Origin of the sequence: Streptomyces yaizuensis, assembly GCF_034961445.1 — a bacterium.
Lineage (GTDB): Bacteria > Actinomycetota > Actinomycetes > Streptomycetales > Streptomycetaceae > Streptomyces > Streptomyces yaizuensis.
The window spans coordinates 42,013-56,276 of sequence record NZ_LC735414.1 but is presented as its reverse complement, the minus strand read 5'-3'; the positions used below and the strand labels follow the sequence as shown (position 1 = coordinate 56,276).

General features: G+C 71.7%; 14 protein-coding genes. 1 reads left to right on the top strand and 13 read right to left on the bottom strand.

Annotation, left to right across the window (positions count from 1 at the left end; translation table 11 throughout):
- Nucleotides 1-16 precede the first annotated feature (16 nt).
- From SYYSPA8_RS37435 to SYYSPA8_RS37390, 10 genes are all read right to left on the bottom strand, one after another.
- Nucleotides 17-592, bottom strand: coding sequence for a hypothetical protein (locus SYYSPA8_RS37435; protein ID WP_323451890.1), 576 nt, complete (start codon nt 590-592; stop codon nt 17-19).
- On the bottom strand, nt 589-1,035 hold the full coding sequence (locus tag SYYSPA8_RS37430) for a hypothetical protein (protein WP_323451889.1): 447 nt from the start codon (nt 1,033-1,035) through the stop codon (nt 589-591). Before SYYSPA8_RS37430 ends, SYYSPA8_RS37435 begins: the two co-directional genes overlap by 4 nt.
- 132 nt (nt 1,036-1,167) lie before the next feature.
- The gene (locus tag SYYSPA8_RS37425) at nt 1,168-1,587 is read right to left on the bottom strand and encodes an HK97 gp10 family phage protein (protein WP_323451888.1); all 420 of its coding nucleotides are present in this window, start codon (nt 1,585-1,587) and stop codon (nt 1,168-1,170) included.
- Between the two features lie 37 nt (nt 1,588-1,624).
- Nucleotides 1,625-2,164 carry a hypothetical protein gene (locus tag SYYSPA8_RS37420; protein WP_323451887.1) on the bottom strand — a complete coding sequence of 180 codons (540 nt, stop codon included), beginning with the start codon at nt 2,162-2,164 and terminating at the stop codon, nt 1,625-1,627.
- A gap of 186 nt (nt 2,165-2,350) precedes the next feature.
- Complete coding sequence (locus SYYSPA8_RS37415; RefSeq protein ID WP_323451886.1) at nt 2,351-2,995, bottom strand: hypothetical protein; 645 nt, start codon at nt 2,993-2,995, stop codon at nt 2,351-2,353.
- Between the two features lie 5 nt (nt 2,996-3,000).
- Complete coding sequence (locus SYYSPA8_RS37410; RefSeq protein WP_323451885.1) at nt 3,001-3,831, bottom strand: hypothetical protein; 831 nt, start codon at nt 3,829-3,831, stop codon at nt 3,001-3,003.
- Nucleotides 3,828-3,986, bottom strand: a complete 159-nt coding sequence (locus SYYSPA8_RS37405; protein ID WP_323451884.1) for a hypothetical protein — start codon at nt 3,984-3,986, stop codon at nt 3,828-3,830. The genes SYYSPA8_RS37410 and SYYSPA8_RS37405 overlap by 4 nt, the downstream gene beginning before the upstream one ends.
- Before the next feature lie 39 nt (nt 3,987-4,025).
- Entirely contained in the window at nt 4,026-5,279 is a 1,254-nt protein-coding gene (locus SYYSPA8_RS37400) for a hypothetical protein (RefSeq protein ID WP_323452007.1), read from the bottom strand.
- A 14-nt stretch (nt 5,280-5,293) separates the two neighbouring features.
- Entirely contained in the window at nt 5,294-6,154 is an 861-nt protein-coding gene (locus SYYSPA8_RS37395; RefSeq protein ID WP_323452006.1) for a hypothetical protein, read from the bottom strand.
- A 63-nt stretch (nt 6,155-6,217) separates the two neighbouring features.
- Nucleotides 6,218-8,431 (bottom strand): major capsid protein, encoded by a 2,214-nt coding sequence (locus tag SYYSPA8_RS37390; protein ID WP_323452005.1) that lies wholly within the window; start codon nt 8,429-8,431, stop codon nt 6,218-6,220.
- Between the two features lie 130 nt (nt 8,432-8,561).
- Here SYYSPA8_RS37390 and SYYSPA8_RS37385 point away from each other — a divergent pair, with 130 nt between their 5' ends.
- The gene (locus SYYSPA8_RS37385) at nt 8,562-9,020 is read left to right on the top strand and encodes a hypothetical protein (protein ID WP_323452004.1); all 459 of its coding nucleotides are present in this window, start codon (nt 8,562-8,564) and stop codon (nt 9,018-9,020) included.
- A gap of 71 nt (nt 9,021-9,091) precedes the next feature.
- Here SYYSPA8_RS37385 and SYYSPA8_RS37380 read toward each other — a convergent pair whose 3' ends face one another.
- From SYYSPA8_RS37380 to SYYSPA8_RS37370, 3 genes are read right to left on the bottom strand one after another with little or no spacing between them, the layout of a single operon-like run.
- Nucleotides 9,092-9,274 (bottom strand): hypothetical protein, encoded by a 183-nt coding sequence (locus tag SYYSPA8_RS37380; RefSeq protein WP_323452003.1) that lies wholly within the window; start codon nt 9,272-9,274, stop codon nt 9,092-9,094.
- Nucleotides 9,275-9,311: 37 nt separating this feature from the next.
- Complete coding sequence (locus SYYSPA8_RS37375) at nt 9,312-12,152, bottom strand: phage minor head protein (protein WP_323452002.1); 2,841 nt, start codon at nt 12,150-12,152, stop codon at nt 9,312-9,314.
- Nucleotides 12,142-14,259 (bottom strand): hypothetical protein, encoded by a 2,118-nt coding sequence (locus SYYSPA8_RS37370; RefSeq protein WP_323452001.1) that lies wholly within the window; start codon nt 14,257-14,259, stop codon nt 12,142-12,144. The genes SYYSPA8_RS37375 and SYYSPA8_RS37370 overlap by 11 nt, the downstream gene beginning before the upstream one ends.
- Nucleotides 14,260-14,264: the final 5 nt, after the last annotated feature.

Genomic DNA, 14,264 nt, shown 5'->3' with positions numbered 1-14,264 from the left:
AGCAAGCTCATCCCTATTATGACTTTTTGTCCCCCATGAGGCGGTTCAACATCTCCTGCCCCCGCGCAAGCCGGGCCTCATGCCCGATCGGCCCCGCCGGCGGCTCCCACAGCTCCCGGTGCAGGAGCTGCACCTCCTCCGCCGCCAGCCCCGCCGACACGAACGCCCAGCACGCCCCCACGATCCGCGCCGCGCCCGTACCCGGAACCCGGGGATCGAACCCGACCGTCACGGACCACGCCTCAAACTGCCACCACGACGCCGCCGCCCGCAGCGTGAGCCGGTGGGCCGCCCACCACGGCACCCCGTACACCCGCTCGGCCACCCGGTAGGCGATCACTTGCAGCGCCCCGACGGTCAGCGGGTCGGAGGGGTCCCGCATCCGCTCGCGCCAGTAGGCGTACTGGTCAGGCGGCAGAGCGCCGGGGAACAGGGCGAGGAAGTCGTCCCACACGGCCCACTCGCACGCGGCCATGCCGTCGGGCTGGGGCAGGCTGATCCGCAGGGGCTCGCCGTCCAGGTCCACGTCCAGGTCGACCACCACGGGAGGCCCGAACCCCACATCGTCCGGGCCCGGGTCGGCGGCGGTCACCGCCGCGAAGCCGCCGCGCGCTTCCGGGGCACCTGCTTGGCGGCCGTCTTCTTCGCGGTGGTCTTCTTCGCCGCGAGCCGGCGGGCCTGCCGGTTCCCGGTCCCGGCCTGGAGGGCCTCAAAGTGGGCCTGCGCCTCGGGGCCCCACTTCTCCACGAGGTAGCCGATGACGCCGCCGAGCGAGGTGTAGGTGACCTCTCGGTTGTCCGGGTCGTCGAGCATGGCCCGGATCTTCTCGCCGTTGTCCGTGCCGAAGATCGCGGCGGACAGGTACATCAGCATGCTCTCCGAGCCGCTGGTGTCGCCGGCCTCGTGCCGCTTGGCCAGCTCGTTCCAGACGACATCCTTCGGGCAGCGTGCGGTCATGGAGACCGAGCCGATCCGGGCGGGGATGTCCTCGGCGATCTTCTGGGTGTAGTCCGCCGTGCTCACTACGGTAGCCATACGACCACTATGTCCGCGTATCCGTATTTACATACGATCCGATCGGCTATCGGGGGATAGAGGCCGGGCGGGAGAGCTGCGGCTACAGCGGGAGTGCTGCCGCCCCTGCGGATCGGCGGAGCGGGCCCGAGCCTACCGGCCGTCCCGGACGGGGAACGGGCGGGCCCCGACGGTCAGGGCCCGCTTCATGAACGGCTGCGCCCGCATCCCGGCGACACTCGGCGCGTAGAAGACCTGCCCCCGGTCCTCCCAGCGCAGCACCCGGGCCCGCACGGGGAAGATCCGCCGGCCGGTCGGTCCGAAGATCCCTGTGCCCTCCTCAAGCCAGCGGACGACGGGGTCCTCCGACCAGACCCGGCCAGTGACGGTCTGCCCTTCTACCCGCACCTCGGTCCGGAAAGAGCGCGAGGTCTGCCCGGTCCTCTTCGGACACAAGGACTCGCAGGCGTCCCGGGTCCGGCCGGTCAGCCGCTCCACGAAGCGCACCACAGGCCCCTCCGCCCCGTAAAGGACGAACTGGACTTCCTGCTCGTTCCACGTGAAACCAGCCATGGGCTCATCATCCTGTCGGACAGACCCCGCCCTCAGGTCACCAGGCCGGGTCGTACCCGGCGCAGTCCCCGTCGCAATCCAGCGTCCACAAGGCCCTGGCCAGCATCGGCGGAGCGGTGTCCATGTCGGCGTACCGGTTCAGGGCGAACGGACCCTCCGCAGCACCGGGGAACGCCCGGCGGAGGACGGCGTTCAGATGGCCCAGGTCCGGGGTCTCCCCATCGGCCTCTAGGCGCAGCGCGCCTTTGAGAGCATCCGCGCCTCCGAGCGCCATGCCGGGGTGAAGCCACGGACCCCGTCCCCCGTCGGCGCGGGCGGTCACCCACACCTCCACGCCGTGGGAGTGCAGTCCGCCTCCCCAGTAAGGGCCGTCGAAGTCCAGGTCGAAGAGGCGGAACACCGCCGGGGCCGGGCAGCCCTCCCGGTGCAGGAGGAAGGCGTAACGGCAGTCCGGACACCAGGTCTCCCCGGCGGTCGGCGCGGTCGTGGCGGCCCGCAGCAGCTTTGTGTACGGCCCGCCCGTGACAGCCTGGGCTTCGCGGGCGCGCTGGGCGGCGGTCGGCTGGTTCCTTGGCATCATCGGCTCCGAGGCGGGCCCACGCCCCGCCGGATCGATGCACGGCAGGGCACGGGCCCCGCAGGACCTTGGCCACGGCCGACCTCGGCGGCGTGGGCGCGGGTCGGCGGCGAACGGCTGTGCGTGTCCAGCCGGTCGGCACGGTACAGGCCGCAGCACCCTGGGGGCGGAAGCCACGCCGTCGCGTCAGGGCGTCTTGCTCTTGGCGTAGTCCAGCCACAGCGCGACGATCGACCCGGCGCAACCGCCCTGCGGGCCGACGGGGTCGGTCCGGATCCACACCGGGCGCCGGTTGTCGATCGCCGGGCAGCACTCGACGGCCTGCCGGAGCAGCAGGTCGTCCCAGTGCCCGTTGGCGGCCTCGTTGGTGCGCTGCTGGCAGTCCGGCCCGCTCTGCGGGTCCCCGGGGTCGATGCACCGGTAGACCCCCACCTCCACAGTGATCCGCCAGCGGGGAGCCGGGATCGCGCAGTCCGCCCGGAACCCGGAGATCCGGGGGTTCGTGCCCGTCATGGCGGTGTTCTCCATGTTCAGCATCCGCACCCACGCCACGCCTTGGCCGCCGTCGTCGCAGTCGCAGTGGCAGGCGTCCATCGGCGGCCGGGACTGGCCGCGGTACCACATGCAGCAGCACGCGGGCCGTCCCGCCTGTGCGAGGGTCGTGCACACGCAGGTCGCGAGCCCGGCCATGATCTCCTCCATGACCGGGTCCCCGGACCGTGCCGGGGCCCGCGCGCCCATGAACAGACCCTCGGTCGCGTCCTCGCCGGGGCCAAAGACAATTTGTCTTCCGTCCTCCGGCCCGGGTTCCTGCCTCGCTCCGAACGACATCCCTTTCAGCTCCCGCAGTCCCAGAACCGGTGCTGCGGCAGGTCCGGCGTGTAGACGGCGGGCCGCGACAGCCGGCCGGTGGGGTTGACCAGCGACAGCCAGTCGTCCACCTCGTCCAGCCCGGTGCCCTTCCTCGGCCAGCTGTCGACCAGGTCGTAGCTGATGCCGTCCCGCTGGATGCTGCGGACCCGGCCGCCGATCCGGCACTTCTGCCCGCACAGGTTTCGGTACAGCTCGCACGCCAGGACGCTGACCGCGTGGATCGCGTCGTAGTCCTCGGCCGGGTCCCGGCCGAGGAGGTAGCGGACGCTGAACGTGCCCGGCTCGTCGTCGTCCAGCATCATGTCCTGGCACTCCGGCCAGCACGGGCCACCGTCGACGCGCACGAGCCAGTTGTCCGGCGGCGACGTCACCCGGTACGCGGCCGGGTCCAGCTTGATCCCGTCGACCTTCACCGCCAGCACCTCGGCGACCGGACCCGGAAGCGTCGTGCGGCACACCGGGCCGCACGAGCATTCCTCCGCGCAGCCGCACATCCGGTTCCGCACCTGGCCCTGCCACACGAACGGATCCAGCGGCCCCGAGCTGTTGCCGTACAACCCCCGGGCCTCCCAGGGCACGTACGGCTCGTACGGGGAGCACGGCGTCCGGCACGGCCGCACCACCACCTCGCACAGCCCCCAGGCGCTGGCGGTGAGCTTCCGCAGCCGCTCCGACGCGATCACCAGCGCCTTCTCCGCCTTCTTCCGCTGCTCCTCGGGGGCGTCCGGGCCGGGCCAGTCCGTACAGCACTCGGTGTCCACGGGCCACGGCCGGCAGCAGTTCGGCCTGCTCACTGCTTCACCTGCGCCCGGTCGGAGATGGTGCCGTCTGCGGCGTGCTTCCGGACGCGGACCGGCCCGGCGGGCCGGTCGGTCCGGCACGAGAGCGTGCTCTTCACGAACGGGACGGCCTGGGCGTCCTTACTGCCGTCGTCGTACTGGATGGCCACGGCTTCAGTCCTCCTGCGGTAGGCGGATCGCGGTGGCCTTCAGGCTTTTGGGGCTGCGGGCTTGTTCTCCGTCGTCATGGGGACAGTGATGACCTCCCGGTCCCGGTAGGCGGACTTGTCGGCGCGCTTGACGGTGACGGTGTACCGGCCCGGGTTGCGGTAGTCGTGCACGGTGGACACGGTGCCGTCCTCGCCGACGGTGACTTCCTGCTCCGGTGTGCCGTCGCCCCAGTTGACCAGGGCCTTGCCGGTCGACTGGCCAGGCAGGGTGACCTTCGCGGAGACCCGGTTCGGGAACTCGGTCGTCCCGGCGCCGGTCACTTCCACCTTCGGGTTGTCGCTGGGGAGCGGGATGGTGACCTTCTTCTCCGTGCACACGGCGGTGTCCTGCTTGTCGCACACCTTGATGGTCTTCTCGCCCGGGGTCGTGTACTTGTGCTCGACGGTGCGCAGGTCGGCGACTTCCTGCACGGGGGTTTCGTCGCCCCAGTCGACGGTGACCGGCCCGAGGCCGTGGTTGTCGGGGCGCAGGCGGACGGTGTTGCGGGGTTCCTCCGTGGTCAGGCCCTCCACGACCAGGTCGGCGGGGTCGGGAACCGGGCGGGGGACGTCCTGGCACTGGCAGTCCATCTCCGGCGGGGCGAGCGTGGTGACGATGTAGCCGAAGGGCTCCTCGGGGTCCAGGGCCTCGCCGAGCGGGGAGGGGCGGCCGTCGATCAGCTCGACGTCGTACGGTCCCCTGCCCCACTTGGCGCCGTTGCGGGTCCGGCCGGTGGTGGTGAAGGTGACGGAGTCCTCACCGCCGATAGCGATCGGGCCGGGGGTGCCCCCGGCGATCCAGGGCACGGGGAAGTACACCCACTGACCCTGGGCCTCCTCGCCGGTGCAGGCGTCCCCGGCGCCGTCGACCTGGGCCCAGATCTCGACCGCGTAGCCGGTTGAGCAGTCGACCTTGTTCGAGACGTAGACGCCGATGGGGTCGCCTTCATCGTTGCGGCGGATCCGGTAGGTGGGGTTGATCATGCCGAACGCGGCGAAGTTGATGCTGCACCAGACGATCTCGACGGTCCACCACTTCACCGTGTCGCAGCCCGCGCGGGCGAGGCACTGACGGCCGGCGAAGTTGCGGAGGTTGCGCTCCTGGCCCTCTTCGACCTCGGGGGTGAGGGTGATCGACACGATGCCGTCGGTGATGACGCTGTTGCACGGCCCGTACACGGGCCGGCCGCAGCCGTCGACGCGGGTGAGTCTGATCCGGTCGCCTTCCACGACCGTGGGGCAGATCGCAGCCATCCGCCTACTCCTCTCTATCCGGCGGCTTGGCCGCTCGGGGTGGTGGGGGTGCAGCCGCACGGGTCGACCTGGACGGCGAGGGCGATGCAGTCGGCGGAGATGACGTAGGTCCGCTCGGCGATGGCGCCGCGCCGGTTGGTCGACGGGTCGAAGGCTTCGTGCGCGAACACCGGGGTGCGGCGCAGGATCGGCTGGCCGGTGGCCAGGACCCACCAGCCGGCTGCCGGGGGCGGCCTGTCGCCGGGGCCGCGCTGGTCGACGTAGCCGGAGCCGGGGATGACGACGGACCCGTACGGTGTCCGCCACACGGGCCCGTCGCGTTCGGCGATCTCCAGTTCCCGCATGTAGGTGAGGGCCTGGACGGGGACGTGTAGGTAGATCAGCCCCGCGTACCGCTGGGAGGCGACGGCCTCCAGGAGGGCTACGGCGTCGTCCAGGCCGACGGTCTCACCGGCCTTGAGTTCGACCAGGTCGGGGCGGGTGATCTGCTGGTCCCAGAAACGGCGCTCGACCTGGAGGTCTTCGCCGCGGGTGAGGGCCTCGATCGCCTTCGTCTCGCTGGGGAACACCGGGGTGCGGCAGTCGATACCGGAGACGATGGTGAACGGGGCGGCTTCGACGCGTACGGGCTCGAACGGCTCGATGGGCTTGTCCCAGTCAGTGGGCTGGCCGTCCTCGCCGATGGGCGGGCACCAGCCGTCGACGTAGCCGGTCTTGAGGTTGCACGCCTCCGACCAGTACTCGATGCCTCTCTCCCAGCGGCCTTCGGGGTCGCCGGGGACTTCGGGGATGGCGCCGATCAGGGTGTAGCGGCGCGGCGCGACGACAGGCGGGGGCACCTGGTGGCGCGGCACGTACGGCGCAGGTGTGGTCATGGGCGCGGCCTCCACAGCCGGTAGGCGCCGCCCACCCCGCGCGGGGTGGGCGGCGGGAGGCCGTTACTTGCTGGTCCTCTTGGCGGTGTCGCCGCTGGCGAGGAGCCCGCTGGCGGCGGCGGTGGTGGCGTTCGCGGTGACGGGGGTCGCCGACCCTCCGGCGCCGACGGCGGTGACCCGGAACTCGTACGGCGTCTCGGCCTGGAGGCCGCTGACCGCCTTGGTGTAGGGGCTGGTGCCGGCGGGGACGGTCTCGGCGGTGGACCACTGGCCGCTGCCGGTCCGGTACTGGACTTCGAAGCCGGTGGCGGCGCCGCCGCTGCCCTTGGCCCACTCCCACTTCAGGGTGACCGTGTCGGCGGTGGGGGCCGGGTTGTCGGCGGTCAGCGTGGTCACGGCCACGGGGGGCGGGACGACCGGCGGGGTTTCCTTGCACTCGATCTTTTCGTGGCTGCCGGACTGGCCGTTGGGGCAGAGCGGGAACTCGAACAGGTACTTCAGCCCGCAGCGGGAGATGAGGCACCACATGTCCTCCAGGAACATGCGGACCCTCTTGTTCTTCTGGAGGTTCTCCCGGTCGTAGACGGCGTCGAGCTGCACGGACGGGCCCTGGATGGCCTGGAAGGCGCCGGACTGGTAGAGCAGGATCTGGACCGTGTTGGGCCACTGCTTCGGGTTGAGGTTGCCGCCGATGGGGTGGGTGGGGTCGACTCCGGCGTCCTGCCACTCCCACACGTACTGGAGGCGGATGCCGCGGGAGGCGAAGAGGCGGTCGACGTCGGCGTCGGTGACGGACCAGCGGTTCTGGATGCCGAGCTTCTTCGACAGGTCGACGCGCAGGACGTCGCGCAGCCACATCGGGGCGATGCCCTCGAAGGTGGTGGTCGTGGACAGGCGCTTCTTCGCCCGCAGGTGCTGGACCTGGAGGGAGAGGTACGACAGCAGGGCCTCAAGGAGGCCGGGGCCGTGGAGGTCGAAGTCGTCCTTGCTGACGTTGATGAAGCCGCCGGACTCGCCCTTGGTGATGTCCACGACGCGCTTGATCCGCTTCGCGTTCAGGCCGCGCCGGTAGATGTTGAGGCCCTGGGCGATACCGCGCTGGATCTGGGAGTCATCGACGCGGGACAGGAGGATGTTGTCGATGATGCAGAACGAGCAGGCTTCCAGGACGCACTGGTCCCAGCCCTCGCGGCACGGGATCTCCACGCAGGGCTTGACGAAGTCCGCCTTGTTCATGTCCTCGTGGGAGAAGCAGAACGGGGTGTCGGCGAACACGTCCGCGTAGTCCGCGGTCGCCGGCCACATCACGCCGCCCTTGGTGGTCGTGATCGTCGGCAGGTCGAGCATGCCGTCGAGGGTCGCTTCCAGCGGACAGAGCTGGTTGATGATCTCCATCGGCGAGCACCAGGCGTAGCCGTGGGCGGCTGCGGCGAGGGACGCGGTCTGGCCGAGGCCGTTGGCGTTGCCGGCCGCGACGAGCGAGGTGTGCTTGTTCTCCAGCGCGGCGATCAGGGATCCGCCGGGGAGCAGCCGTTCGTTCGCGGCCTCTTCCAGCTTGTGGAAGTCCCGCATCTGCTCCTCGATGAGGAGGGTGGGGTCGACGTGCCGGTTGAAGGTCGCGATCCCGGAGCGGCCGGTGGCGTTGCCGAGGCGCTGGAGGGACTGGACCTTGCTGGCGGCGACGGACGCGAGGACGGCCATGGAGGGGATCTCCTGGCCGGAGAACACGCCGGGCCCGTCGGAGGAGGCGACCATGGTGTAGCGTTCGGCGGCGCGCTCGACGCGGGTGGGCTGGATCGGTTCGGTGGCGTGCCGGGACGCGCGGCGGAGTCCGCCGAGGGGGGTGGCGCGCTTCCCGCCGGCGGTGACGACGGCTGTGCTGCTGTCGCCGGGGTCGCCCGGGTCGCCGGTCTGGGCCGGGACGGTCGCGGGGGCCGGTTCGGGGGTGACGGTGCGGGTGCCGCTGATCTTCTCGGCGAGGGCGGTGGCGGTCGCCTTGCGGGCCTCGGCGGCGCGCTCGGCCTCAATCTGCTGCACCTCGGTGTTGATGCCTTCGGAGACCTCGGCGAGGGTCGACAGGAACGCGACCTGCTCATCCGTGATCTCTTCGTCGTCATCAATGGTGACCGCGCTGGACTTCTCGCGGACCTGGTCGGCGAGCTGGGCGAGGTCGATGTCTTCGGCGGTGACCGCTGCGGAGATCAGGGCCTGCCGCTGGGTGGGTGCGTCGTCTCCGGTGATCTCACGGAGCCGGGCAAGCAGTTCTTCCAGGTTCACGGCTCTGGTGGCCTTTCGGGGGGCAGGAGGAACCAGGGCTCCAGGCCCACCAGCCATCAGAGGTACAAAAATCGTATAACAGAGATTTCGGGAGTTCGGGGGCGATGCGGTACGGGGCTACGCTGCCCGCGTGACCGTCACGATCTACGCGTACCGGTGCCCCTACTGCGACGACGGCGACATGGGCGATTCCGTCGGCCGCTGCCTGCACTGCGCAGGCGCCGGGCGGATCACCCGCGACGATGCCGCGGGGATCCCTGAGCAAGACCTCGTCCGGCTGCCCGTCCCGCCCGGCGTGGCGAAACGCGCCTGCGGCGGCTGCGCCACCCGACCCGGCAGCCCCGAACGCGAGGACGGCCGCGACCCTGGCGAGGACATGCCCTTCTGGTGCCACGTCGGCATGGGTCACGCCTACGGCGGCGAGTACCGCCCGGCCGGCTTCGTCACCGGCCCAGGCGGCGAGGAATTCCCCCTCGGCGCGCTGGTCTGCGCCGGCTGGTGGGCCAAGGCCACCGGGTCGCCCATGCCCCGCGAGGAGTTCCGCGACGACAGCCCGCAGAAGAACCCCCGGGCGCTAGGGTCGCCGTAGCGTGTCCCTCCCAGTCGTAAGCCGGGAGGGACACAGCGTCCGCGCCGACAGCTCGAAGACAATTTGTCTTCCTACTCCAGGACGCGCCCCGTCTCGGTGTCGACCTTCCGGTACGACCCGCCTTCGACCTGCACGGCGCTCTGCGCTTCCTCAGGTGTCAGGTACGGCACCGCCGAGCCGTTGTCGTTCGTGTGGACGTACCGCACGGCATCCCGCCCGGTCGTGTAGGACCGGCCGTCCGAGGTCACCGTCACCCGTCCTCCGCGACCGCCGCCGTTGCAACCGCACATCTCACACCACCTCCACCGTCTCGTCCCGGTCCTGCTCCTGACTCTGTGCCGGGACCGTTCCTTCCGTGTCTCCTGCATCCCCTTCCGGGGTGCCTGCCGGCTCGTCCTCCGCGCCAGCAGGCGCGATACCGCCGCTGCCGGGGGCGTCCTCGGCCGCTGCGGCGCTCGCGCGGACCGCGAGGCTGCCGATCGTGGCGACGGCCGCGCACGCTTCTGCCCGGCTCCGGGCGTTGATGGTCTGCTTCCCGGGCAGGGTGCTGTCCCCGCTCGCGCAGATCTTCTTCACGGCCACCCAGGCGGCGGCGATCGACCGCGACTTGTCGAACCCGGCCCGCTCCTTGATGTGCCGGGCGGTGCGCTCCACGTAGTCCGGCAGGCCGATGCCCTTCCCGGACGCGGTCAGCGCGGCCGCAGCCTGGATGTCCCGCTCGTCCAGGTCGTCGCCGATGCCGTCCACGATGGCCATCACCAGCGCCACCGTGTCCTCGTCAAGCGGCGGCAGGTCGCGCCAGCCGCCGTTGTCGGGGCCCGCGTCTGCCGTGAGGGTGTCCCCGGCCCGCTCATCACCGCCGGGGACACCCTCACATCCGCAGTCGCCCCCGGCCGGCTCGGGACCGGCGGGGGTGACTGCGGACTCCGCGCTCGCGGCGCTGGCAGGCACCAGGGCACCCGCCGCGATCAGCGCGAAGTCGTTCCGGGACGGGTGCGGGAACCCCGGCGTGTTGACCGCCAGGGCGGCGACCAGCTCCAGGGATCCGCTTCTCGTCCTCCAGTCGCCGGAGAACCTGGCCAGCGACAGGCGCCGGCGCTCGTCCTCGTCCAGGTCGGGGAGGACGGCCCCGGCGACCCAGATGCCGTGCTCGTCCTCGCCGGCGCGCACCACGGCGGCCATGGTGCCGGTGTTGTCGTAGTGGGCGACCGCTGGTGCGGCGGCGAGGGAGGGAGCGGCGTGTCCTGTGTCCATCGTGATCAGGCCGACGTCCAGCTCCCCGTCGGGCAGGTCCATCGTCGTCTGGTGGAAGTACCGGTAGCCGGTGGGGCTGGTGGGCGGGGTGACGCATTCGCCTTCGTAGCCGACGTGGCAGTTCGGCATGCCGTCGTGGGACCAGGCGGCGAGGTGCCCGCGGATCCGGCCGTCCGCCGTGACGCGGACCGCGCGGGGTCCGTCCAGCTCGGGCGGGTCGAACCATGCCCGTGGCGGCGGCCACGGCACCGGGCTGGTCGCGCTCGCGACGAGGATGCGCCAGCGTCGCTCCCGTGGTGGGCTGGCGGCCGCGGTGAGCGGCGCGGTGTCCGGGCGGCGCTGGCACGGGCATTCCGGCGCCGGCGTGTCTGCGGGGATCACCACGGCGGCGGCGGTAGTGTCCGCGTCGGGCCCGGCTTCCTCCTCGGGCCCCTCGGTGTCTGCCTCGGGCTCTGCGGGGTTCTCCGCGCTCGCGGTCACTTTCTTGGTCTTCTCCCACGGCGACTGGATCGACGCGTCCTGAAATGCCTTCGCCGCGCTGTGGTACAGGCTGGTCAGGCGGGTCTTGACCGCCGTCTCCTGCTCGGGGGTGAGGCCCTTCGTGCCGCCCCTGCCGCCGTTCATGACCGCGGCCGCCGCCGTGATCCCGTTCCACACGGCGCGCAGCTCGCCGTCGATGACGGTCGCGACCGGCATCTTGTAGCTGGAGGGCGGGGCGTCGGGGTCGTGCCACAGGAACGCGCGCCCGTACTTGGCCAGGTCGAGTTTCCCGGTGTCGTCGGTCGCCCACTTGCGGACCGCTGTACGGGCGGCGTCGCCGTCCCAGGGTGTCTCGCGGGGCGCGAAGGGCAGGTTGGCAGCGGCGCTGACGGCCGCCGTCACGGTCGTGGTGCTCATGGATTTCTCCTCTACGGCGGCCGTCACCGCGATGGCGGGGACGACCTTGACGCTGCACCGGCAGTTGATGACGTTCCCGGCGGACCCGTTGGGGTCTCCGGGGTAGCGGAGTCGTTCACCGCCGACGGTGAACGGTTCATCGAGGGCGACTTCCTGGCCGTCCGCTTCGCGGTGGGCGTCGCGGGTGCGGTCGTCCAGGACGGCCACCCACTTCTTGAGCGCGGCCGCGCGGCCCGTTTCCTGTTCCGAGGTCTGTCCGGCGTCGTAGGCGCCGGACGACTCGGCGTTCGTGGTCTCGGTGACCGCCGTGGTGGTGGCCTCCGCCCGCCAGGGCCGCCCTTGTTCCTCGACGGTGGCGGCGCGGGCCCGCGCGAGGGCTTCGAGTGCGCGCTGCACGTCCGGCGGTAGGGACGGCTGCTCGCGGGGGGCCGTGCCGTGTTCGGCGCGGTCCAGCTCGCGCATGGCGGCCGCGCGGACCCGCGTGGGCAGGTCGGCGGTGGCGACGATGCGCCGGTACTCGGCGAACCGGTCCCGGGAGGCGCGGCCGGCGGCGTCGATGGTGAGGATGTCGCCGACGGCGGCGCGTTGAAGGGCCTCGGCGTCCTGGTGGGCGTAGACGCTGGTGAGGGCCTGCTGTGCGGCGGCCCATACTCTCCGGAGCCAGCCGCCGGAGGTGATGCGGGTCGTGGCGGCGTCCCCGGCGCGCTGGATGTCGGCGGGGGCGGGGTCGTGTCCGGCGGTGTCCCGGTAGGAGCGGCGGTAGATCCGTTCGATGACGGGCCTCACGAGCCGGTCGACGGTGGCCCGCCACAGGCCCTCGCCGGGCCAGGCCCTCATGTCCGGCGGGCCGGCGGCGGTGAGGATGCCGTCGGGGGGCGGGGTGCGGCCGTCGAGGACCGCGCGGCGGGCGGCGTCGAGGTAGACCGTCATCGCCTTGACGATGGCGGTCTCCATGTCGTGCTCGTCGCGGCTACGCGGCATGGGCCGCCGCCTCGGCTGTTTGTTCGAGCGCCATGAGCAGGTAGTCGCGGTGGTGGGGGACGCCTTCGGCGAGGAGTGCGCGGACGTACCGGTCGACGGTGTCGATCATCCAGGGCTGGTCCGTGGCGAGGGCGGTGAGTTCCCGGTAGGCGCCCGCGAGCATGGTGTTGTGCCAGTTCGGCTGGGCCTTGAGGTGGGTGTGGATCTGCGCGAGCGGGACTTCTTGCAGGGCGCCCCGGTAGCCGCGCCCGTAGGAGTTGAGGAGCCACTGCCCGGAGCGTTCCAGGGCGCGGACGGTGGCGAACTCCATGAACCGCATCTGCCACTCGTCGTCTCGGGCGGCGGTGGCGGCCGCGGTGACCGGCGCGGCGGGGACAAGTTCACCCACGGGCTCGCTGGTCGTGGGGCTCGCGGTGGCCTGCCCGGGAAGGCGTACCGCCTCCGGGGCAACCTCGTCGTCCCCGTGGTGGCTGGGCGGGAGCCCAGCTGCGGAGGTGAGGCCGGGCCGGGGCCCGGGAAGCGAGGGTTCCTCGGGGGGCACCGGGCGGGCGGTGGCCGGGTCCTGCTGCGGGTTGTCGGCGGCGCCTTCGGCCGGCTCGTTCTGCCCGGGGGGAAGCGCCGGGGCGTCGCCGGGGCCGACGGGCTCCAGTGCACGCGGCCCCGGGACCTCCGGGGCGGCGGGGTCTTCGACGTCGATGCCGAGCTGACGGAGCATCTGCGGCGCGAGGGCGGGGTTCGCCAGGGCGATCTTCTCCCGCAGGCGGCGCTTCCTCTCCTCCTCCTTGGGCATGTCCTCCTCATCGAAGCCCAGCTCACGCAGCAGGGCGGCGTCCGACAGGACGCCGGAGGTGTGGGCCTTCTCCGCCTCGGGGGCCCGGTCGGGGCGCTGGGACAGGGCGGTGATGTCGTAGCCGATGCCCCACTCTTCGGGCTGGCCGACGCCGAGCTGCTGGAGCATGGGCCGGTAGAAGTGGTGGGTGAGCGCTTCGCACAGCAGCTCGACCCGGGGTGCCACGGCGACCTGGATGGCCTCGTCCTTGATCAGGAAGCTGTTCCAGTAGGTGCCGTTGCCCAGGCCGAGCAGGATCTCGGCTGGGATGCTGAGGCCGGTGGCGAGCCGGCGGATCGCTTTCTCCAGCAGCTCGCCTACCCGTTCATCGAACGGGGTGGCGAAGGTGAGGTGCTTCAGCGCGGCGATGCTCTCGGCGGATCCCGTGAGCATCAGGGGGACGACGGCCCCGGCGAGTCCCCGGTCCTTGATCGGGGCGATCATGCTCTCCATCAGGGCGCGCACGAGCGGCGACGACGAGAGCGGGTTGGGGCCGTCGCTGGTGTCCGTGCCGCCGACCACGGTCAGGTCGTCGGGGATCCCGAGGAGGCCGGCGCCAGCGAGGCGGGAGTCAGCGGAGGCGTTGATGTGCGCGGACAGGGCGAGGATCTGCCGCAGGACGCCGCGCAGGGCGATGATCGAGCTGTCCGGATCGATCGCGCGGCGGGCGTGCGGCTGCCACAGGCGGATGAGGGCGGAGGCGTCGCCCTTGTCCTGAGGGGAGCCGATGTTCAGCGGCACCCACTCGATCGTCTCGGGGAGCTGGATCTCGGGGCGGCCGTCGATCCCGGTGCGGAGTTCGTCGCCGGATGCGGCGAGCCATCTGCGGGCCTTGAGGTGGGGATCGGTGAACCCGGCCAGAAACGATTCGCCGGGGATCTCCAGGTGGGTGACCCAGCGGCGGATCATCTCCGCCTGCCCGGCGCCCGCGTTGAACAGTTCGTCCAAGGGCTGGAGAAGCCGTTCGGCGTCCGGGTCGCCTTCGGTGACGGGCTCGGGGACGGTGGAACCGTCGGCATCGATACGGCCGGCGTAGAAGCGGACACGGGAGCAGGCGTTCGCGAGCCAGTCGGTGCCGGAGCGCAGCTCGGGGACTTCGTCGTAGCGGTCCCAGGCTTCGGGCTGCCAGGGTGCGCGCCGGGTGGTGACGGCGTGGACCTGGTCCTGTGTCACGAGGGCGGCTGAGGCCAGGATGCGGGTGCGGCCGGTGTCGACCACGGCGCCGGACTCCTCGTCCAGCTCCGGCTGCGGGCGCTCGTGCCGCAGGAACGGCGGCATCCTCA